Source organism: Sorangium sp. So ce128, assembly GCF_051525245.1.
Classification (GTDB): Bacteria; Myxococcota_A; Polyangia; order Polyangiales; family Polyangiaceae; genus Sorangium; species Sorangium cellulosum_B.
Map to the genome: position 1 here is coordinate 4,882,908 of NZ_CP150313.1, position 20,778 is coordinate 4,903,685.

General features: G+C 69.4%; 20 protein-coding genes. 12 read left to right on the forward strand and 8 right to left on the reverse strand.

The features are described from left to right. Positions 1-36: 36 nt before the first annotated feature. Positions 37-2,358 (forward strand): copper-transporting P-type ATPase, encoded by a 2,322-nt coding sequence (locus tag WME82_RS18595; RefSeq protein ID WP_438043922.1) that lies wholly within the window; start codon positions 37-39, stop codon positions 2,356-2,358. A 17-nt stretch (positions 2,359-2,375) separates the two neighbouring features. On the opposite strand, the gene WME82_RS18600 is transcribed toward WME82_RS18595, so the two are convergent. Continuing rightward, a complete protein-coding gene (locus WME82_RS18600) occupies positions 2,376-3,245 on the reverse strand; it encodes a sterol desaturase family protein (protein WP_438043923.1) in 870 nt (289 codons plus the stop codon). Positions 3,246-3,308: 63 nt separating this feature from the next. Between WME82_RS18600 and WME82_RS18605 the strand changes: the two genes are divergently transcribed. From WME82_RS18605 to WME82_RS18620, 4 genes are all read left to right on the forward strand, one after another. Next, entirely contained in the window at positions 3,309-3,962 is a 654-nt protein-coding gene (locus WME82_RS18605) for a TetR/AcrR family transcriptional regulator (RefSeq protein WP_438043924.1), read from the forward strand. A 377-nt stretch (positions 3,963-4,339) separates the two neighbouring features. After that, positions 4,340-5,665 carry a hypothetical protein gene (locus tag WME82_RS18610; RefSeq protein WP_438043925.1) on the forward strand — a complete coding sequence of 442 codons (1,326 nt, stop codon included), beginning with the start codon at positions 4,340-4,342 and terminating at the stop codon, positions 5,663-5,665. A gap of 668 nt (positions 5,666-6,333) precedes the next feature. Continuing rightward, on the forward strand, positions 6,334-6,810 hold the full coding sequence (locus WME82_RS18615; protein ID WP_438043926.1) for a hypothetical protein: 477 nt from the start codon (positions 6,334-6,336) through the stop codon (positions 6,808-6,810). Next, positions 6,807-8,210, forward strand: coding sequence for a multicopper oxidase family protein (locus tag WME82_RS18620; RefSeq protein ID WP_438043927.1), 1,404 nt, complete (start codon positions 6,807-6,809; stop codon positions 8,208-8,210). Before WME82_RS18615 ends, WME82_RS18620 begins: the two co-directional genes overlap by 4 nt. An 8-nt stretch (positions 8,211-8,218) precedes the next feature. On the opposite strand, the gene WME82_RS18625 is transcribed toward WME82_RS18620, so the two are convergent. Beyond that, positions 8,219-8,701, reverse strand: a complete 483-nt coding sequence (locus WME82_RS18625) for a hypothetical protein (RefSeq protein ID WP_438043928.1) — start codon at positions 8,699-8,701, stop codon at positions 8,219-8,221. A gap of 188 nt (positions 8,702-8,889) precedes the next feature. On the opposite strand from WME82_RS18625, the gene WME82_RS18630 reads away from it, so the two are divergent. After that, positions 8,890-9,783: a LysR substrate-binding domain-containing protein gene (locus WME82_RS18630; protein ID WP_438043929.1), complete on the forward strand. Its 894-nt coding sequence runs from the start codon at positions 8,890-8,892 to the stop codon at positions 9,781-9,783. A 296-nt stretch (positions 9,784-10,079) separates the two neighbouring features. Here the strand turns inward: WME82_RS18630 and WME82_RS18635 are convergent, their stop codons facing one another. The 3 genes from WME82_RS18635 to WME82_RS18645 all read right to left on the reverse strand — a co-directional run bounded on the left by WME82_RS18635 (position 10,080) and on the right by WME82_RS18645 (position 11,752). Next, positions 10,080-10,925, reverse strand: coding sequence for a hypothetical protein (locus WME82_RS18635; protein WP_438043930.1), 846 nt, complete (start codon positions 10,923-10,925; stop codon positions 10,080-10,082). A gap of 182 nt (positions 10,926-11,107) precedes the next feature. Next, positions 11,108-11,293 carry a hypothetical protein gene (locus WME82_RS18640; RefSeq protein ID WP_438043931.1) on the reverse strand — a complete coding sequence of 62 codons (186 nt, stop codon included), beginning with the start codon at positions 11,291-11,293 and terminating at the stop codon, positions 11,108-11,110. A gap of 99 nt (positions 11,294-11,392) precedes the next feature. After that, positions 11,393-11,752: a four-helix bundle copper-binding protein gene (locus tag WME82_RS18645; RefSeq protein WP_438043932.1), complete on the reverse strand. Its 360-nt coding sequence runs from the start codon at positions 11,750-11,752 to the stop codon at positions 11,393-11,395. A 287-nt stretch (positions 11,753-12,039) separates the two neighbouring features. Here WME82_RS18645 and WME82_RS18650 point away from each other — a divergent pair, with 287 nt between their 5' ends. From WME82_RS18650 to WME82_RS18660, 3 genes are all read left to right on the forward strand, one after another. Next, a complete protein-coding gene (locus tag WME82_RS18650) occupies positions 12,040-12,453 on the forward strand; it encodes a hypothetical protein (protein WP_438043933.1) in 414 nt (137 codons plus the stop codon). A gap of 120 nt (positions 12,454-12,573) precedes the next feature. Beyond that, on the forward strand, positions 12,574-13,107 hold the full coding sequence (locus tag WME82_RS18655; protein WP_438043934.1) for a TetR/AcrR family transcriptional regulator: 534 nt from the start codon (positions 12,574-12,576) through the stop codon (positions 13,105-13,107). After that, positions 13,104-14,135, forward strand: a complete 1,032-nt coding sequence (locus WME82_RS18660) for an SDR family NAD(P)-dependent oxidoreductase (RefSeq protein ID WP_438043935.1) — start codon at positions 13,104-13,106, stop codon at positions 14,133-14,135. The genes WME82_RS18655 and WME82_RS18660 overlap by 4 nt, the downstream gene beginning before the upstream one ends. 159 nt (positions 14,136-14,294) lie before the next feature. Here WME82_RS18660 and WME82_RS18665 read toward each other — a convergent pair whose 3' ends face one another. Beyond that, complete coding sequence (locus WME82_RS18665) at positions 14,295-15,083, reverse strand: hypothetical protein (RefSeq protein ID WP_438043936.1); 789 nt, start codon at positions 15,081-15,083, stop codon at positions 14,295-14,297. 179 nt (positions 15,084-15,262) lie between these two features. Between WME82_RS18665 and minC the strand changes: the two genes are divergently transcribed. Further along, a complete protein-coding gene (minC, locus tag WME82_RS18670) occupies positions 15,263-16,108 on the forward strand; it encodes a septum site-determining protein MinC (protein WP_438043937.1) in 846 nt (281 codons plus the stop codon). Between the two features lie 22 nt (positions 16,109-16,130). Here minC and WME82_RS18675 read toward each other — a convergent pair whose 3' ends face one another. Continuing rightward, a complete protein-coding gene (locus WME82_RS18675; RefSeq protein ID WP_438044905.1) occupies positions 16,131-17,873 on the reverse strand; it encodes an ABC transporter substrate-binding protein in 1,743 nt (580 codons plus the stop codon). Between the two features lie 321 nt (positions 17,874-18,194). Here WME82_RS18675 and WME82_RS18680 point away from each other — a divergent pair, with 321 nt between their 5' ends. Continuing rightward, positions 18,195-18,866: a cyclase family protein gene (locus WME82_RS18680; RefSeq protein ID WP_438043938.1), complete on the forward strand. Its 672-nt coding sequence runs from the start codon at positions 18,195-18,197 to the stop codon at positions 18,864-18,866. Between the two features lie 83 nt (positions 18,867-18,949). On the opposite strand, the gene WME82_RS18685 is transcribed toward WME82_RS18680, so the two are convergent. Further along, a complete protein-coding gene (locus WME82_RS18685; protein ID WP_438043939.1) occupies positions 18,950-19,924 on the reverse strand; it encodes a DUF4423 domain-containing protein in 975 nt (324 codons plus the stop codon). 142 nt (positions 19,925-20,066) lie between these two features. On the opposite strand from WME82_RS18685, the gene WME82_RS18690 reads away from it, so the two are divergent. After that, entirely contained in the window at positions 20,067-20,696 is a 630-nt protein-coding gene (locus tag WME82_RS18690; protein WP_438043940.1) for a hypothetical protein, read from the forward strand. Positions 20,697-20,778: the final 82 nt, after the last annotated feature.

The window sequence follows — 20,778 nt, forward strand, 5'->3', positions numbered from 1 at the left end:
TCCGAACCGCGATCGTCGGCGGGGGAGGGAGACGACATGAACCACCGGCATCACCACGACCATGGCCACCCTCACGAGCACGGCCGCCCTGCGCACGCGCCCGTCCAGGCGAGGGCCGAAGGATCACCCACGCTGGGCCAGGGAATCCACACGTGCCCGATGCACCCCGAAGTCCGACAGGCCGGACCGGGAACATGCCCCTCCTGCGGCATGGCCCTGGAGCCGCTCGAGCCGGCCCAGGCGACGCGCGTCGAGTACGTCTGCCCGATGCACCCCGAGGTCGTCCGCACGGAGCCGGGCTCCTGCCCGATCTGCGGGATGGCCCTCGAGCCGCGCGCGGTGACGCTCGAGGACGCGCCGAACCCGGAGCTCGCGGACATGTCCCGGCGCTTCTGGCTCAGCGTCCCACCGAGCCTCGTTGTCCTCGTGCTGGGGATGTCCGAGATGATCCCGGGCCAGCCGGTGCAGCAGCTCCTCGGCCGATGGCTCGTCTGGATCGAGCTCGCCTTCGCCACGCCCGTGGTGCTCTGGTGTGGCGCTCCGTTCTTCGAGCGCGGGTGGGCCTCGATCAAGAGCCGGCACCTCAACATGTTCACCCTGATCGCCATCGGCACAGGGGCCGCCTACGCGTACAGCGTCGTGGCCACGCTGGCGCCGGGGATCTTCCCCCACGCGCTGCGCCACGGCGGAGCGGTCCCGGTCTATTTCGAGGCCGCCAGCGTCATCGTCTCGCTCGTGCTGCTCGGCCAGGTCCTCGAGCTCCGCGCCCGCAGCCGGACGAGCAGCGCGCTCAAGGCGCTCCTCGGCCTCGCCCCCAAGACCGCCAGGCGTATCGGCGCGGACGGCCGCGAAGAGGACGTCTCTCTCGAGCTCGTGCAGCCAGGCGACCGGCTGCGCGTGCGGCCGGGGGAGAAGGTGCCGGTCGACGGCGAGGTCATCGAGGGGAGCAGCGCGGTCGACGAGTCGATGGTCACGGGCGAGCCCATCCCGGTCGAGAAGACGCCCGGCGCCCGCGTGGTCGGCGGCACCGTCAACGGCACGGGCGGCTTCGTGATGCGGGCCGATCGCGTCGGGCGCGACACCCTGCTCGCCCGGATCGTCCAGAGGGTGGGCGAGGCCCAGCGCAGCCGCGCCCCCATCCAGCGCCTCGCGGACGCCGTCGCCGCGTACTTCGTGCCCGCCGTGATCGCGATCGCGGCGCTGACCTTCGTGGTCTGGCTGCTCGTCGGGCCGGAGCCCAGGCTCTCCCACGCGCTCGTCAACGCGGTGGCCGTGCTCATCATCGCGTGTCCGTGCGCGCTCGGCCTCGCCACGCCCATCTCGATCATGGTCGGGACGGGGCGCGGCGCGACGGCCGGTATCCTGATCAAGAACGCCGAGGCGCTCGAGACCTTCGAGAAGGTCGACACCCTCGTCGTCGACAAGACAGGCACCCTCACCGAGGGCAAGCCGAAGCTCGCCTCCGTGGCGACGCTGGGCGACCTCCCGACGAACGAGATCCTCAGGCTCGCGGCGAGCCTGGAGCGCGGGAGCGAGCACCCGCTCGCGAGCGCGATCGTCGCCGGGGCCCTCGAGCAGGAGCTCGAGCTCCTGCCGGCAGAAGGGTTCCGGTCGATCACGGGCAAGGGCGTGGTGGGCACGGTGGCCGGGCGCTCGGTCGCGCTCGGTAACCTCAAGCTCTTCGAGGAGCTCGGTATCCCGCCGGATGATCTCCCGCGTCGCGCCGAGGAGCGCCGGCAAGAAGGCCAGACGGCGATGCTCGTGGCGGTGGATGGCAAGGCGGCCGGCATCGTCGGGGTGGCCGACCCGGTGCGCGCCTCGACCAGCGAGGCCGTCCGTCTCCTCCGCGAGGAGGGCATCCGCCTGATCATGCTCACCGGCGACAGCCGCACGACGGCGGAGGCGGTCGCCCGGAAGCTCGGCATCGAGCACGTCGAGGCCGAGGTGTTGCCCGATCAGAAGGCCGCGGTCGTGAAGCGCCTCCAGGCCGAAGGCCGCGTCGTGGCGATGACGGGCGACGGTATCAACGACGCGCCCGCGCTCGCGCAGGCGCACGTCGGCGTCGCCATGGGCACCGGGACCGACGTCGCCATCGAGAGCGCCGGGATCACGCTCGTGCGCGGCGACCTCCGCGGGCTGCTGCGCGCGCGGAAGCTCAGCCGGGCGACGATGCGCAACATCCGACAGAACCTGTTCTTTGCGTTCGTCTACAACGCGCTCGGCGTGCCGGTCGCGGCGGGCGTTCTCTACCCGGTCCTCGGGGTGCTGCTCAGCCCGATGCTCGCCAGCGCAGCGATGAGCCTGAGCTCGGTGTCGGTCATCGGCAACGCCCTCCGGCTGCGCCGGGTCGAGCTCTGATGGAAGGCGCGAACAGGTCAGCGTCGGAACGGCAGGGCCAGCACCTGCCAGAACTGCTGCGACGGCGGATAGCCCGCGGAGCGGTCGACGCCCAAGCGGCGCGGGGCCGCGTCCGGCCGGTACCGGAATGTCCCGAAGACCAGATCCCACAGCGGAAGTACGGTCCCGAAGTTCCGGGCCTCGTCGATGTCGGCGCTGTGATGATAGCGGTGCAGCTCGGTGCCGATGAACACGTAATTCAGGAATCCGGCGCGGATATCGACGTTGAAGTGGGAAATCATCGTCTGCAGATCGATGAGCAACATCACCGCGAAGACGGCCTGCGGCGACAGCCCCAAGATCAGCAGGGTCGACTGGATCAACACCGCCGAGATGAGCGCGTTGAGGGGGTGAAACACGCCGTGCATCACCACGTACACGCGATCCGGAAGGTGATGGGCCAGGTGGACCTTCCACAAGAAGCGCCCCAGGGCACCGTTGCCTTCGTGGCTGAGGCGATGGAACCAGTACTGCAGCAGCTCGAAGACCACGAGAAAGACCCCCACGCTGAGGAGCACGGAGGCACTGGCGAGGGGGCCCTGATGCCGCTCGCTGAGCCACAGAGCCAGGGTGCCGAAGCCGGTCCGCACCACCGCGATGGTGGCGCCCGAGGCCAGCAGGTACTTGAGGTCGCGCCAGAAGCTCTGGCGGGTCATGCCCCAGTCCGGCGACAGCGGCAGCAGGCGCTCGACGGTGATGAGAAAGACGATCAGGCCCAGGAGGTAGCCCCACAGGGTGCGGCTCAGGTCCCAGCCCTGCGTCACGGCGGCGTAGATGATGTACAAGGTCACCGCCAGCAGCAGCGGGTACAGCAGGCGGCTCGTCATCCAGATCAGCGTTCCTCGCATGGGATGGATGCTGAGGTCGGGCGCCTCTTCCACCCAGCGACACGGACCGCGGATTGAACGTTAATGAACAAGAACGCGAAAAAGTCCGGAAACGAGGACAGGGACGGGGGCGGCGACAGGACGCGGGCTGCCGGCAAGATCGCGGATCGGCGCGTGCAGAAGACCCGGAAACTGCTCTCGGACGCCCTGGTCTCGCTGATCCTGGAGAAGGGCTATGACGAGGTGTCCATCCAGGACATCATCGATCGCGCCAACGTCGGGCGGTCCACGTTCTACTCGCACTACGAGAACAAGGAGCAGCTCCTGCTGTTCGGACACGAGCACCTGCGGGCGCTGTCCCTGCGGGATGCGGGACGTGCACTCGACTTCCTGCCGTTTTACCGCCACCTCGCCGAGATGCACGATCTGGTGCAGAAGCTCCTGTCCGCGGAGAAGAGCGAGCGGGTGCTGACCCGCTCCCTGGAGGACATCCTTCAGGGCAGCATCTGCCGTCTGTACGCTCCGCGGCTGGCGCTGGAGGAGGGGGCCCTGTTCATGCTCCGCTCCGAGGCGGCGGCGGCGGCGCTGGTGCGGCTGATGACGAGCTGGGTCCACAAGGGAATGCCGTGCTCACCGGAGCGGATGGCGGAGGAGAGCGCGGCGCTGCTGCAGCGGGTCCTCGCGGACGAGCGGGCCGCGGCGAGCGGACGGACGCGGCAGGAGGCAACCTCGCCCTGATGACCCCAGAGCTGAAGGGCACCCTCGTCGATCACGCCGCCGGCAACTCGCTCGACGCCGCCTCCACCGCCCTTCGGCTCGAGCACCCGACCGTCGATACGCTCGCCGAGCGCACCGACCCGCCTACGCTGTGCGCAGCCCGTCACCTGCTCGCCCGGATCCGCTCGCTCCGTGGCGCCGTCCGCTCCTACCGTTCGGCCGTCCGCCGGGTGCTCGAACAGCCCGACGACGACGGCATCCCCTCTGACGCGCGAGTTCCTCGCTCGACGCTGCGCGTCCCTTCATCTCCGTGCGCGGGGGTCCCTCAATTCTCGCGGGTATGCTCACATTGGCCAGCTCGTGCCGTGGGATGATTGAATCTTCGGAACGAGGACGTCTTGAACGCGCGGCGATCGACGCAGACGCTTTCCACCACGGATAACTACTTCGGCGAATTCTTCATTGTCATTCCCTCCATCGCCACTAGCATGAGAGCCCTCACACATTCGCTGTTTGCACGTGCGGCTGCGGACGGAGGGTGGATATGCGTTTTTTCTTTGCGCATTGGACGATTGTTTCCGATCGTGATTGCCGTTGCCGCGGGCGCGATGACGTCCTGCGCGCAGGAGGGCGTCGAGGAGCCGGTGACGGGCGAAGCGCAGAGCGCTGCTCGTGATCGAGGTCCTCTGCCGGATTGCCTTTATGTCGGCGACGATGAGGGCACGGCCGACCAAATCGAGATGTTCGACCCGTACTCGGGCACGTATGAAGGCTCGTTCATTCGGCCGGGAGAGGTCGTACCAAACTCGATACGCGGGATGGTATTCAACCGAAAGAATGGCGCGAACCCCAATCTTTACGTCGTGGATCAGGATGCGACCGAAGGCGAGGGCATCAATGGAGAGATCTTCCGTTACCGGAAGAACAACGGCAAGCTCCGCGATGTCTTCGTCCCTTCGACTGATCCGAACGGGGCTTTCGCGCCACGGGGCACCATCATCTACAAGGGCATTCTATTCGTAGCCGACGCGGGCGACAACGAACCGGATTTCCACCCCGGCGGGATCCGCATGTACGACGCCAAGACGGGAGATTTCCGCGGGGTCCTCAACGGCGCGGCCTTCCCGTCGGACCCGAACACGGATCCCCCACAGGTCCTCGGCCCGCGCAGCCTCGTCATTGGACCGGATGGGTTGCTTTATGCCTCCGTCTTCAGTTACACGAATATGAACGTGGGCTGGATCGTACGCTTCGACCCGGATACGGGCGCCTTCCTCGGGATTGTCGCGGACAGCGCCATGTTCCCCACCCTCCGCCGCCCGGAAGGCCTCGCCTTCGGCCCCGATGGGAAGCTGTACGTCACGAGCTTTCGCGACACCACCAATATCGCAACCACCATCGACCAAATCCTCGTCTTCGACGTGCTCGGCCGGGCGCAGGCCGTGCTCGTGGATTCGATCCCTCTTTGGCAGATCGGTCAGCCCCGCGCTTTTGCGCAGGCGCTGGTCTTCGGCCCGAACGGTCTGTACGTGCCAATCTCGGGCGGCGCCCCCACGACGATGGGGCAACTCCGCGTCTACAACCTCGGGACGGAGCCCGAGACCTATACGCTCCTCGCCGAGGCCGGCGGCCCGCTGCAGGCCCCCTGGTACCTCACGTTTTGCGGGACCAACCCCGCCACGCTCGCCTACGAGCCGCAGCGGCACTGCGCCTGCGGGCAGTGACTAGTACGGCGTTTCCGAAATTCGTCCCAGGATCGCTTCGCCACACGCCGCGGCGCTGTGATCCCGAAACAGGCCGCAGCGCGTCGAAGGGCCCGGCAACAGGGCGGCGAGCGGAGGAGAATCCCTCGGCGCTGCGCCGCCAGGCCAGGAGCCGACCTCGATCGGTGATGCCGCGGGCCCTCGACCGCGGACGACGCGACGGCAAAGGGCGCCCCGTTGGGCCACACCGGAGCCGCCCTCGGCGGCGAAACAGGCGGAAGCCGTCGAAATCGCTACTGCTTCCGGCGACCGCTCGTCATCGACCGGTGTTTCTGGCGGGATCCCTGACGCGTGGAGCAAGCTGCGGGCCCCGAACTGACGAGTCTCCGCCCCATTACATCGAGCGCCGAGGCTCGCTCGCCTGCCTCGGGAACGAGCTCCTCCAGCGTCGCGCAACCCCGCGACAGCCTTGGAGGCCAGCACGGCCGTGCGCCTTGCTGGTGTGCGGACGGATCGAAGAACGTACCGGGCGTCCGCCTCTGGGCGCGGCAGGCGAAAAAAAACGTGTCCGCGCGTCACGCCTGGCCCGCTGGTGCCTAGAACGAGCGGCGGCGTCCCGCTGCACCTCGCCGCTGTGACCAGATGGGTCACATTCGGGGGACACCAGGAACCAGCAGGGAGACACAGCCATGGCTTACTCTCGACTCATCGGCCTCGCCGCCGTCGGCCTCGCCCTCGCCGCCTGCGGAGGCTCGGAGACGGAGAGCTCTTCCGCCGGCGCCACGGGAGGTGGCGGCGGTGCGGGAGCCGCGAGCGGCACAGGGGGGCACGGCGGTACTGGAGAGGGAGGCGGGAGCGGCGGCGGGCCTGAAGCGACGGCGCCCGACGCGCCGGTGCTGTCGTTCGTGATGCCGATGCTGGACGTGCTTCACGTCGAGTGGGTGCTGCAGCCGGAGTGCGATGAGATCGAGGCCGAGCGCAAGGACCCGATGAATGACTACGCAGTCACCTTCACCGTCGCAGGATCGAAGAAGGCCTACATGGATTCCGAAGCGACGGAGGACATGGAGTACACGTACCGTCTGCGCTGTAAGGTGGGCGAGGTCTACTCCGGGTACTCGAACGAGTTGTCCGGCAACCCCACCGACGAGGAGATCGAGCCTTGATACGGCTTTCTCGTGCTCTTTGGGGCATCGCCTCGCTGTCGCTGCTCGCGGCCGGGTGCGCCGCCGAGCGGGTGGAGGAGCCGCCCGTGCCCGATGCCTGGGGCGAGCCCGCCGCCGCGCCCGACAGGAACCCCGATCCGAGGATCGTCGAGGTCGATCTCGAGGCCAAGGAGGCAGAGAAGACCTACCTGGAGGGCACGACCACCACGGTCTGGTCCTACAACGGTGCGGTCCCCGGGCCCCTTATCGAGGCGAACGTGGGCGACACGCTGATCGTCCACTTCAAGAACAGCCTGCCAGAAGAGACGACCATCCACTGGCACGGCGTCCGGGTGCCCAACGAGATGGACGGCGTGATGGCCGTGCAGGAGCCGATCGCGCCAGGCGAGACGTTCACGTACCAGTTCACGCTGCGGGACGCAGGGTTTTACTGGTTCCACCCGCACGTGATGGAGCCGGAGCAGATCCAGAAGGGTCTCTTCGGCCTGATCCGCGTGCGCGGACCGAACGAGCCGGAAGCCGATGTCGAGAAGATCGCCGTGCTCGGGGACGTGTTCCTGAACAAGGACGGGACCTTCAATGAAGAGCTCGACGACGACACGATCATGATGGGCCGCGAGGGCAATGTCGTGCTCGTCAACGGCCAGGTGATGCCAGCGCTCGATGTGCAACCGGGCGAGCTCACGCGTCTCCGGATCGTCAACGTCGCGAACGGGCGCTTCTTCAACCTGGCGCTCCCAGGCCACACATTCCGCGTCATCGGCACCGACGGCGGGCTGATCCCGAAGCCGTACGATAGCGAGAGGCTCCTGGTCTCTCCCGGCGAGCGCTACGACGTGCTGTTGATCGCCGACGGCGAGCCGGGAACGGAGCTCACCCTGATGAACGAGCCCTACGAGCGCGGGCACCACACCGGACTGGCCGAGCCGATGCCGCTCGCCAGGGTGCGGATCGGCGAGGGGCCCGGGCTGTCCGGGCGCACGCTTCCCGAGACGGGCCCCGCCATCGAGCGGCTGCCGGGCGGGCCGGCGGAGGCGACGATCACGTTTGACGAGGGGTATGTCGATGGCAAGCTGACGTTCACGATCGACGGCAAGGCGTTTCCGGACGTCCCGCCGATCGACGTCCAGAAGGGATCGGTCCATGTCTATGACCTGAAGAACGACGCGGAGATGGACCACCCGTTCCACCTGCACGGCTTCTTCTTCCAGGTCCTGGCCAGGGACGATGTCCCGGTGGCCGACGAAGAGCTCGCCAACAAGGACACCGTGATCCTGCCGCAGCGGTCCACCGTGCGCATCGTGACGCGCTTCGATGAGCCGGGCATGTGGATGTATCACTGCCATATCCTCGAGCACACTGAGCGCGGCATGATGGGCGAGATCCACGTCGAGCCCTGAAGACCCGCTCACCTTCGGAGGTCGAGCAGGCGTCGCGCGAGCGCCGCGGCGGCGACCCATGCCGGGATGACCTGAAGGACACCCGTGATCTCGAAGATCGCATTGTCCGGCATCACGTAGGTTGGCGGTGGAAAGAGGCGCAGGAGCGCCGGCGACCGAGGTGCGAGGAAGTACAGCGCGTCCTTCAGCACGTGGTTGTAGAGGCCCTCGTACACCCCGATCCAGGCGATCGGAATGAGCGCCAGCACGGCGACGAGCACGAGGAACGAAGCTCGCCCGGCTGGCGCGCCCGCGCGGCGGCGGTGGATGGCGAGGGCGCCGAGGATCACCGCGATCGTCGGGACGCTGAGCAAAGCGATGTGCAGGCGCCAGGGCGTCCTGTAGACCACGGCGCCGATCGCGTGATGCACGCTGGTCAGCACCATCACGGCGATGCCGCCGAGCGCTGCCTTCCGCGTGAGTGCTGCTGCGCTGTCCTGGAATGTCTGCATGAATGAAGCTCTGCGATTGAGGATTGGGGGTCGTGCTGGCGCCTCGCCTCACCTGGTCAGAAGGCGCCCGCCGCATGAGCAGGGATACCCGGCGCGCGGCGACGGGTCGATCTCGTCCCGCGAACATGACTCGTGCGCGGCGCGCACGAATCCAAGGCGCCCCTCGATGGCGTGGTAGCGTGGCCGCCGTGGATTCCCTGGCGAACATCGAGGCCTTCGTGCGGGTCGCGGAGCTCGGGAGCATCACCCGCGCTGCGCGGTCGCTGCATATCACCGCCTCGGCGGCGAGCCGGCGCATCGCGCAGCTCGAAGGCGAGCTCGGCGTCCGGCTGTTCCACCGAACCACGCGCGCGCTCCGGCTGAGCGACGAGGGCCGCGCCTTCCTCGAGCGGTGCCAGCGCATCCTCGAGGAGCTGGAGGCCGCGAAGCAGTCATTCGCGCACGCCCGCGGGATCCCCGAGGGGCGCCTCTGCGTCGAGGCGCCCGCGGTCCTCGGGAGGCTCGTGCTCGTGCCCGCGCTGCCAGGCTTTCTGGCACAGCATCCACGCATCGAGCTCGATCTCCGGCTGCGGGACGCGGTGATCGACCCGGCAGCGGAGGGGGTCGACGTCAGCCTGCGGATCGGGCACCTCCGGGACGCCCAGGTCGTGGCGCGGAGGCTCGGCGTCACGCGGATGCTCGTGTGCGCCTCACCGGCGTACCTGAGCCGGAGCGGGTCGCCGGCGACGCCGGAGGACCTCCAGCGGCACCGCTGCCTCGGGTTCGTCCGCGAGAGCCGTGTCGTGCCATGGCGTTTCCGCGCGGAGAGCGGGACGCTCCGGTTCGAGCCCACCGGCTCTCTCAGCGTCAACGACGGCGACGCGCTCAAGGCGCTGGCCGTGGCTGGCGCCGGGCTCGCCTGGGTCTTCGACTTGATGATCGCGCCCGAGCTCGCGTCGGGGGCGCTGGTCACCGTGCTGGATGAGTTCGCCGTGGACGAGCGTCCGATCCACGCGCTCTACCACAGCCCGCGGCACGTCATCCCCAGGGTGCGGGTCTTCCTGGACTTCGCCTCCACGCTGCTCGGACCACCACGTTCATGAGAGGCGTGGCGCAGGCGGACGCGAGCAACCCAGCTTGCGCGAACGTCGAAGCGCTGGCGGGCGGCGCCATCCGGGCAAGATGCATGTGACCCGTGCGGCCACAACGTTGCCTTGACGAGCCTCTACGCCACGCCTGAGGCCACCTTGACCCGGTGCGACGCGCTCCGCGAGCGACGGATCAGAAGCCGGGCCGCACCGCCACCACCCGCCCCGAGGCCAGCGCGAATGCGTGCTCGTCTTGTCCATTCGCTCGCTGGAGACCGGCCGCCAGCGGTCACCCGTCGCGGAGGAGCTCATCAAGGCTCGCCATACAGCGTCGCCGCCCCAGCCTTGTCGAGCCAGGTCAGCACGTAGTCTCCCCCGTTGGTGCCCTCGCACCGGCTCTGCGCGTTGTAGTGCATCACCGACCCCGGATCATACGGCGTGAGCGCCCGCCAACCGGGACGTTCTGTGCAGGCGCCGTTGCCCTCCGGCCGGGCGTGCTCGTGCCGGAAGCCGAGGACGTGCCCGAGCTCGTGCCGGAGGACCCCGGTCAGCGTCTTCGAGGCGGCCCGAGCGATGTTCTCCAGATTGATGAAAACCTGGTGATACCCCCGCGCGACCATGCTCGGAAGGAACGCTCGCCCGTTGTACGTGGTGCCGCTGGCGGGGACTACCTCGAACAGCACGGGATGCTCCTCGTAGTACTCGCAGGCCTCGTCGTAGTCGGGCTCGTAGACGAAGCGGACGGCGGCGGCGCTCGCCCAGGCGGACCCGGCCGACCGCGTCGCGTCGACCACCGCGTCATGATCGTCGCCGAAGCGCGGAGAGACGCAATACGTCAGGTTCATCTTCTGCTCGTCGCTCCAGCGGTCATCGCTCCCGTCGCCGCGCGTGTTGACGATGAGCGCCCCCGGTTGCTGGTACTCGACGGAGAGCTCCTTCAGGGTCACGTCGTCGTGAACGCCGATGTCGCCGTCGACGAGATAAGCGCCGTCGTTCGGATCGCGCGGGAGGCTGGCCTTCCATTCATCGAAGCTCTGGTAAGTATCACCGACGGGCTCGCCCGCATCGGACGACGGGTCGACGACGCAACCCGCCGCGAGGACGGAGGAGGCGAACAAAAGGAGGAGAGAACCGTGAATGGATGGAGGGATGAACATGGTGGGCTCCTTACTCGGGCCGATCCGGGCCAACACCCCATGAGTGCGCAAGCGCCATGCCAGGGCTTCAAGGCCGCCGGGAGGACGGAAGTTCCCGCGCCAGGCTCGATCGCCCCGGTGAAGGAGCGAAGCGGCCGCCTCGTTGTGCGTTCCAGGGCCACAGACGATCCTCGTGCGCGGCATCAGTTCTCGTCCATCGAAGCGCGGCTCCAGGGATCGGCCAGCGTGCCGGCCGGGAAGGAGACGAGGCGGTAGACCAGGTGGGCGTCGAGGAAGCCACCGACGAGCACCCAAGCGAGCAGCCGGCCGGAGATGTCGACATCGAGCCCCGCGCGGACCGAGCGTCTCTTGAGGACCTGTACTCCCACGAAGATCGCGAACGCGACCAGCGCGCCGAATGAATCGATGTGCAGCGGGCCGAGCTCGCCGACGTGGGGGGCTGGTGTCGCGCGGCGCCCCGGCCGGTCTCAGGGCACGCTCTGGTGTCCCGCGCCGGCCGCCCCGCCCGGGCGCATCTGCGCGACCTGATGACACGCGGCGGCGCAGCGGCGGCATTCGTCGGCGCAGGCCTTCATCTGCGCGTCACCCGTGAACTTGTCACAGCTCCGGGCGCAGAGCTCGCAGATGCTCGCGCACGCGGCCGTGACCTGGCTGTGTTGCGGCGAGCCGCGCATCAGGAACGTCGCGGTCGTCTCGCAGATCTTGGCGCAATCCTGCATGAGCTGCATGTGGGAAGGCTCCGCGTGCGAGCCTCCCATATGGAGGCAGTGCTGGATCGTCTGGACGCAGATCGACTCGCAGCTCTGGGCGTGGCTGGCCGTGTTCACGAAAGCCGTGCTCAGAGTGAACCCCTTGTGGGCCATGTGTCCCTCCCTTGTTCCGGTGATGTTTCTCGATGCCTGGTGAGCTCGTCTCGCGCGCACAGGATGAGTCCGACTGGCAGGGCGAGAGACTTGTCGAACTCACCAGGTTCGTCATGTCAGAGCGCTCCGCATTCGCGGCTCGGATGGAGGCTGAACGAGCGCCGACGCCGCGCATGCGTCTGGGCTGCTCACAGGGCGATGCTTGGAACAGATCTGGGCGGATGGCCTTCGAGGGGGGCGATGGGATTGATGTGACCTGTACGGTCACTTTCATCTATCCGGCCGACCAGGCTGTCGCTCTCCGCTGCCGGTGCGCTGGCGCGAGCACGCGGCGCGCGCCAGCTGGAGAGGAGGACGCGCGCAAGGGCCCTTCCGGGACGCCCGAGGTGTACCGCGGGCAGCCGCGGTACCTGAGCTTCACGATGGCGTTCTTGCTGGTCCAGGGCTCACCCGCGGATCGGATGCTCCGCACGGTCTGCGGCATCCCCAAGGACGGCCTGTGGCGCCGCGACATGTTCGGCCACATCCTCCAGAACCTCGGTCACGTGAGCTTCGCCAGCGTGAAGTCGGATGTCATCTACCTGATCCCGCGGGACAAGGGCTGGGCGCTGACGGTCGAGGACCTGACGGATCCCAAGTTCCACTACCTGCGGAAGATCGTCTGAGGCCGTTCGCGCGGAGGGGCTTGTCAGGCTGACCGGTTCCGACGAGGCGCCGTGCCTCGCTCGGAGGGGCTTGTCAGGCTGCCCCTTGAAACTGAACCGTCTGGACGGTACAGTAACGATATGCCGCGGATCAGCCAGCGCGACCGCATCCTTGCCGCCGCCGCCGTCGTCGTTCGTCGCGACGGCAGCGACGCCATGACCCTCGATGCCGTCGCGGCCGAGGCCGGGGTGAGCAAGGGCGGACTGCTCTATCACTTCGCTTCGAAGGAGGCGCTCGTCGGGGGCCTCGTGGAGGCGCTCGTCGCCGGCTTCGACCGCCGGCTCGCGCAGCTCGAGGACGGCAAACCGGGCTCTTTCGCGCGCGCCTACCTGCGCGCCACCGTCGAGGGCGACGTGCCCGACCGGACAAGCGCCGCGCTGCTCGCGGCCGTCGCGCTCGCGCCCCACCTGCTGGAGCCGCTGCGCGAGCGCTACCGTGCGTGGGCGGAGCGGCTCGCCCACGACGGCATCTGTCCCATCGACGCGCTGGTCGTCCGGCTCGCCGTCGACGGACTCTGGATGGCGGAGCTGCTCGGGCTGGACCCGCTGCCACCCGAGCGACGGATCGAGGTCATCCGTCGCCTTCAGCAGCTGACCGAGGGGAGCGCTCCGTGACGCCGTCCTCTCGCTGCAAGGCTGTCCTGCGCGCGCTCGCCTGGGGCTCGGTGATCGGCTCGTTTCCGGTCTGGTTCTCGGCGTTTCTGGTCGTGCCCTTCCTCCCGCTCTCGGTCGGGGGGAGGGCCGCCCTCGCCGCCGGGCTCATCGGGGCCGGAGAGGTCATGTTCTGGGGGGCGGGGCTGGTCCTCGGCGCCGAGGCGCTCGCGCGCTTTCGGGCTCCGAAGGTCAATACCGGCCGGAGCTTCCGCGACAAGCGGGTCGCGGTGGTCGGGGCCACGGGCGGGCTGGGCGAGGCCGTCGTGCGCGCCCTGGTGAGGGAGGGCGCGGAGGTCGTCGTCGTTGCGCGCGACGGCGCGCGCCTCGCTCGGCTCGCGGAGACGTACGGCGCGGCCCACCACACGGCCGCGCTCGCGGCGCCGCAGCTGCGCGACGTGGCGGCGCGCGTGGGGCCGGTCGATCACGTGGTGTGCGCGACCGGCGTCGACGTGCGCAAGGGGCTCGACGCGCACACCGACCAGGAGATCGAAGCGGAGCTGGCCGTCGATCTCGCGGGGCCGATCCATGTGGCGCGCGCCTTCCTGCCGCGCTTGCGCCCAGGGGGCGTGATCGCCCTCTTCGGCGGCTTCGGCGACGGGACCCTCGCGCTGCCGTACTACTCGGTCGACGTGGCCGCGCGGGCCGGGCTGGCGGGCTTCTGCAGCGCGGTGAACCGCGAGCTTGCCGTCGAGGGGCGGGCCGAGCGCCTCTGTTATGTCGGCCCGGCGCCGGCGGACACAGCCGCCGAGCGCCCCTTTGCAGATCTCTGGCGCCGCGCGGGGAGCACGCTCGCGCCGCCGGAGAAGGTCGCCGACTTCGTGCTGGCCTCCCTGCTCGCGAGGAGGACGAGGGCCGTGATGGGCGCGTCCACGCGGATCTTGCTGCTGCTGCAGGCGTTCGCCCCGCCCCTGGTCGATCTCGTCATCGCCCGGCGCATCGGGCCGCACTTGCGGCACGCGTTCGGGGCGTCGGGGCGAGCGAGCGACTGAGCGCCGCGCCACCGGCGCCTCGGCGCGCTCCAGCCTCTCCACCGAGAAATACACCGCCAAGCGCGCCAAGGACGCCAAGAGTCTGTTTCTTGGCGTCCTTGGCGCGCTTGGCGGTTCGAAATTTTGCTCGTTTCAGTCGGTTTCAACCCGCTTGTCGCTCTAAAACCACGTCTCCCAGCGGCCGCTGTCGATCTCGGCCGCATGCACCGTGGCGGAGATGCGGTCGCGATCGCCCGGGAACGGCTGTATCTGGTGCAGGCGGTAGCTGTCGATGACCAGCGCGCCGCCAGGGCTGTAACCGGCGACGAGGCTCCGCGCGGAGAGCGCCTCGTCGCCCGGGTCGTCTCGCCCGTCGTAGAGGACGTCCCAGAGCTTGAGCCCCCCGTCCGCGTCGGGGAGCTCCAGCATCACGACGACCGTGATCGCGCGGAGCCGGCGGGCAAGGTGGTAGTCGGAGAGCCCCTCCGTGTCGAAGTGGACGACGCCGCCCTCACGCGCGACCTTCTCCCCCGCGGGGAAGATGTGGACGCCTGGCCCGCAGAAGCCGCGCCGGGGCTGCGCGAGCCCGCCGGTGAGCGCCGCGACGAGCTCGCGCATCCGGCGCTGGAGCCCGGGGAGGTGGCGCTCGACGCGGGCGTCGGAGGCCGCCGCGTCGGCGAAATAGACCCGGGAGCTCCCCTGCTCCAGGTGCGTGTAGAAGGCGCGCCCGAGCGAGAACTGCTCGCCTCCGAAGTCGGCAGTCCACTCGGCCTTGGCTGCGCGGACCCCTGCGACGAGCGTGGCGCGCTCCGCCTCGGAGAACACGCGCGGAACCTCCAGCGCGAAGTGGTGATCGAGCGCGTCGACCGGCCGGGGCGTCGCGCGCGGGGACGCGGGAGAGGGAGAGGCGGAGGACGAGGCGGGAGGGGGATCGAGCCGCAGTACGGAGGCGCGGCGCGCGGTCGGCATGGCCAAACCACCGTTAGCACCGCGCGAGGCGGCCAGCCAAGCGGCGGCGCGCCGGCCGCAGGCAGCGGCGCGCCGGCAGCGCGGGGAGGCCCGGAACCTCAGCGGTTTTTCCCGCGCGAGCCCCCAGATCCGGGTTAGAGTGCCGCCGCGGAAGCACCTTTTTGCGAGCGAGGACAGCGATGGTGTCGGGCAGGCGAGGGGAGAAGCGGCAGGAGCAGCAGGCGTTTGCGCTCAAGGGCACGATGCCTGCCATCACGATGCTCTGTCTGAAGACGGCGAATGTCTCGGCCGTCGAGCGTCAGCTCGCCGACCACATCTCGCAGATGCCGCACTTCTTCCTGCACCTGCCGATCCTGCTCGATCTCGCGGAGCTCGGCGACGAGCCCGTCGACCTCGGCGCCCTCGCCGGGCTGCTGAGGAAGCACAACCTCGTGCCCATCGCCGTGCGCAACCCGACGGACGCCCAGCGCGAGCGGGCCGTCGCCGCCGGCCTCGGCGTGCTGCGGACGCCGCTCACGCGCTCGTCGCGCCAGGCTGGGCCGGCCGAGGGGAGCACCCCCACGCCGGGGCCCGTGGCGGTAGGGCCCGCGCCGGACCGCAGCGCGCCAGGGGCCGCCGCGGCGGAGCGCGGCGCGGCGGCGCCCGCCCGCCGCCCGAGGGACGCCGCGCCGCCGCCGGACGCGGCCGGGGAGCCGCCGCCGGCGGGGCTCACCGTGCGGCAGCCGGTGCGCAGCGGGCAGGTCATCTACGTGCCGCACGGCGACCTCGTGGTCCTCTCGCCGGTCAGCTCCGGCGCGGAGCTCATCGCGAACGACAACATCCACGTCTATGCGCCGCTCCGCGGCCGCGCCATGGCCGGCGCCCACAACAACGCGGACGCGAGCATCTTCTGCATGAGCCTCGAGGCGGAGTTCGTCTCGATCGCCGGCCGCTACCTCATGGCCGACGAGATCCCCGACGAGCACCGCGGCAAGCCCGCCCGCATCTCGGTGCAGAACGACGGGCTCGTGGTCACGCGGCTGTAGCGCCGTTCCCACCCGCCGCTCTTTACCTGGGGCGGAGCTCGGTCAGGACGAGCAGGTACTCCGGCGGGTTGTTCGGCGTCAGCTTCGCGTACGGGTTCTCCATCGTCGGGAAGCCGGTGAACCGCTTCGTGCTGTATTCACCCCACGACGGGTTGTTGAAGAGCGGGATCACCGGCGCGGCCTGGACGAAGATCATCTGCAGCCCGTCCAGGATGCGCTTCTGATCGGCAGGGGACGTCGCGGACTCGAACGCGTGGAACAGCACGTCGGCCTCCCTGGCGCCGAAACGGTGCCAGTTGCGCGGCGCCACCTCGCCGAGCGGCTTCACGAGATCTGCGCTCATCAGATCGCGGTAGAAATTGTACGGCGTGGGCTCGACGCTGGTCCAGCCCATCGACAGATCGAACAGGCCCTTCTGCAGCGCCGCGTAAAACGCGCTGAAGTCGTAGGTCTTCATCGACGCGGCGATGCCCACGCTCTCCAGGTTCTGCGTGATGATCTGGACCGCGCGGACCCAGTCGGACCAGCCGCTGACGACGTTGATCTCGAAGTGCATCGGCTTGCCGAGCCTCGTCCGGATCCCGTCCGCGCCCCTCGGATAGCCCGCCTCGTCGAGGATCTGGTTCGCCCGCTGCGGATCGAACTTCACCCAGTCGCCGGCCTCCACCGCCTTCTCGCTGCGAAACCGCTCGTAGGAGTCGTCCAGCCCCGTCGCGTCCGCGCCATGGGTGTAGTTGTCCGCCGCGAGCTTGACGATCTGGTCGCGGTCGATCGCCATGCTGATGGCCTTGCGCACGCGCACGTCGTCGAACGGCTTCTTCGTGGCGTTCGGGTACAGCGTGGCGGTGCCCCCGACGAGCGGGAACCAGTAATGATGATTGGCCGGATCCTTGGCGACGAAGACCCGCTCGATGTCCGGCACGAACGCGCCCGCCCAGTCGATCTCGCCGTTGACGAGCGCCAGGGTGACCTGGTCGTTGCTCGGATACGCCGGGAAGCGCAGCCCATCGACTGCCGGCTTGCCCTCCTGCCAGTAGCGCGGGTTCTTGCCGAGCTCGTACACCTGGTTCTGGAAGACCTTCACCTCGGTGAAGGGCCCTGTCGCCACGGGGTTCTCGTTCGCGAACGCGACCGGATCGACGACGTCCTTCCACACGTGCTCCGGAACGATCGGCTGGTGGCCGATGTAGCTGAGCCCGGGGACATAGGGCCGCCGCAGCGTGAACTCGACGGTGGTGTCGTCGATCGCCGTCACGGCGCCGAGGAACCTCCACACCCCGGCGAGATCGAGCGCCGCGTGTTTCTTGATGAGCGCGAACGTGAACGCGACGTCCCTCGCCGTGAACGCCTGTCCGTCCGACCACTTGACGCCGGAGCGGGTCGTGAAGGTGAGCTTCTTGTTCGCGTCGCTCCACGCGTAGCTCGTCGCGAGCCACGGCGTGTAATCGCTCCGCATCGTGTTGTAGACGAGCATCGGCTCGTAGATGCCGGCGACCGTCGGGAAGCGCGCGCTCCCCTCGGGGAGCAGGGGGTTGAAGTTGCGCACCCAGGTGGCCTGCTGCTCCCTCGCGATCGTGACCACCGCGGCCCGCTTCGGCGGGGGCTGCTGCGCGGAGGCGGCCGCCGCCTCCTGCGCCGACCCCCCCGGCGCCGCCGCCCGCTCCGGAGCGGCGGACGGGTTCTCGCTGCCATTCTTCGAACGACAGCCCGCCGCGGCGCAGGTGGACAGCAGCAGCGCCGACAGGACGAACGCGCGGCGCGGCATGGTTCGACTCATCCCAGACATCCACCTCTCCACGCGGGCGATCTCGACCCCCCCGCGACGCTCCGTTCCCGTGACCACTCCAGCGACGACGCCCGGCCCCCGCCGAGGCACCCATGCACGACGCTCGCCCCCGTGAACCATCGGGCCAGGTATCGCCGCGCTCGCACTCTATCGGCGCATGTGAGCACATGTCAACTTGACCCGCTCGCTCGCGATTTCTGGATCTCCTCGCGCCCTCCCGCGAAACTGGCGGCGGCTCGGGGCCCCCGACCGGGCGCACAGGAGGCTCCGCCGCGTGGAGCCCCTTCCGAGGAGCCGACCGTGACCACCCCCGTCTCACGAACCTTCGTCGACCTGAGCCACACCGTCGAGCACGGCATGACGACGTACAAGGGCGTGCCGGCGCCCGTCGTCTGCGATTTCCTCTCGCGCGAGCAGTCCCGCGGCGTTTACGCGGAAGGCGTCGAGTTCCACATCGGCCGAATCGACATGGTCGCCAACACGGGCACCTACGTGGACAGCCCGTTTCATCGCTATCCGAACGGCAAGGATCTCGCCGGCTTGCCGCTCGAATCGCTGGCCGATCTGGAGAGCGTGGTGGTCGAGGCGCGGGGCCGGTCCGGCAGAGCGATCGACGCCGACGCCTTCGACGGGCTCGATCTCGCCGGGAAGGCCGTCCTCGTGCGCACGGGCTGGAGCGCTCACTGGCGCACGGACCGCTATTTCGAAGGACACCCGTACCTCACGCGGGACGCGGCGCGGCTCCTGGCCGGCGCAGGCGCCGTGTTCGTGGGCGTCGACACCTACAATATCGACGACACGGCCGATCCCGCGCGGCCAGTCCACTCCCTCCTGCTCGGAGCGGACATCCCGATCTGCGAGCACATGACCGGGCTCGACAAGCTCCCCGCCGCCGGAGCCCGCGTCTTCGCCGTCCCGGTGAAGGTCCGCGCCTTCGGCACGTTCCCGGTCCGGGCGTTCGCCATCGTATGAGCCGCGCAGGCCGCTCGGTGGAAGCTCGGTGAGTCGCGGGCTTCCCGGGGCGGCGGCGCGGCGCCGCGGTGTCCGCAGCCGGCTCAGCCTCCGTCGAGCGGGAAGAGCTGCAGGTTCACGGCGACGACGCGCTCGGGCGGCCGCGACTCCGCGATCACCGCGCGCATGTTCTGGAAATAGCTCACGTGGAGCTCGGAGAGCTTCTCGAGATCGGCCGCGGAGATCGTGAAGACGTTGAACGAGAAGCGCCCCTCGGCCTTGCGCGTGAGCCGCGCCAGCCCGACGCCGGCCCAGAAGCACTTGAGCCGGTGCTCCGCGTCCGGATCCGGGCGCGTGTCCACCGTCCGGATCGGCGCGACGGTCCACCGCCCGCGGCTCCTCCGGATCTGGCCGGCCTCCGCGAGCCGATCCAGGCAGCGCGCCTCGTCCTCGACGGGGAACCCGAGCCGCCGCGCGATCCACCCCGGCTCGTGGCGCGGCAGCGCCCGGTAGGCCGGCAGCTCCAGCGCGAGCAGGACGGCGGGGAGCAGCGGCTCCTCGTAGACGGCGCGGCGCTGGGCCTCGAGCGTGCGCCACGCCGCGCTCGCCGCCGGGAGCGCCGCCGGGTCGGCGAAGAGCGCCACGAAATCGAGCAGGCGCAGCGAGCAGCCCTCGACCATCCGCAGGAAGTCGGGCAGCCGCGGCTCGGCCTCGCCCGAGAGCCAGCGCGCGACCGCGTAGCGGCTCCTGCCCGCGCGCCGCGCCACGTCGACGATGGGCGACATGGAGCGCATCTCCGAGAGGAGCGCCGCGACGCCCTCGGCCGACGCTGGATCGGCGCGCGCGAGCCACGCGGGCAGCGACGGGAAGAAGCGCCTCACCGCCCCCGCGACGTCGACCCCCGCGCGCCGCGCGGCGACGAGGAAGGTGGCCGCGGTCGGCCAGCGCCTTCCGGACTCCCACGTGTAAACGACGTTGGTGCGGAAGCCGAGCCGGCGGCTGAAGGCGAGCTGCGAGCGCCGGCCGCGCAGGGCGCGGATCAGCTCTTTTGCAAGGGATTCATGGTCCACGTATCGCATATTCGCACATGGGGAGGCCTTTTTGCCCTATGGAATGTGCGAAGTTGACCTGGCGTCGCGCCGACGACGAACGCAAGGTAGGCCGCAGGAGGTCTTGAACATGAGCGAGCGGCGCTGGCTTTCTTGGTTTGGTGGGGCGGTGATGAGCGTTGGGCTCTTCGGGTGCGTCGATGGCGTCGGCGGCAGCCCGAAGAGCGGCCAGATCGGCGGAGTCCACGACGAAGGGTGTGAGGGGAAGGGTGGGGAGGACATCGGCGCCGACGACGTCTCCCCGCTGGGCTTCTCTGCGCGAGAGGTGCTCTCCGTCGCCTCCGGAGAGCGCTCCGCCCCGCTCACCTGGGCGAAGGGCGGCAGCACAACAGCGACGCTCTCCGTGGGCGAGATCGTCGCCGCGCGCTTCGTGGGATCAATGGACGGGAGCGGAGTGGGGCCGGATATCGGCTGCGCCGAGCACCTGCAGATCGATGTCCCGATGGCCTTCTCGACGGAAGACGGCGCGTTCGACGAGTCGTTCGAGGTCACGCTCAGGGCCACGCAGGCCGACGCTGCCGGGTTCGAGCACGCGATCGAGCTCTCCCCTTCCGCGCTGCAAGGCTCGTACGAGGTCACCGAGGTCGATACCGCGGAGTTCAGGGAGGTCTTCCTCTACCTGAGCGGCACGCTGAGCAGCAGCGCCGTCGAAGGTCGGATCGACGGGCTCGGCGAGTTCGTCAGAGGGAGCGGACCGCTCGGGGCGGTCGGCGCGCAAACGTTCCGCGTGGCGGAGTTCTGAGCGCGAAGCCTCGGTCGCACGACAGCCATCTTCAGCGGAGCATCGCTGTCCGGGGCGACGCGCACCGGGCGCGGACCCCGCG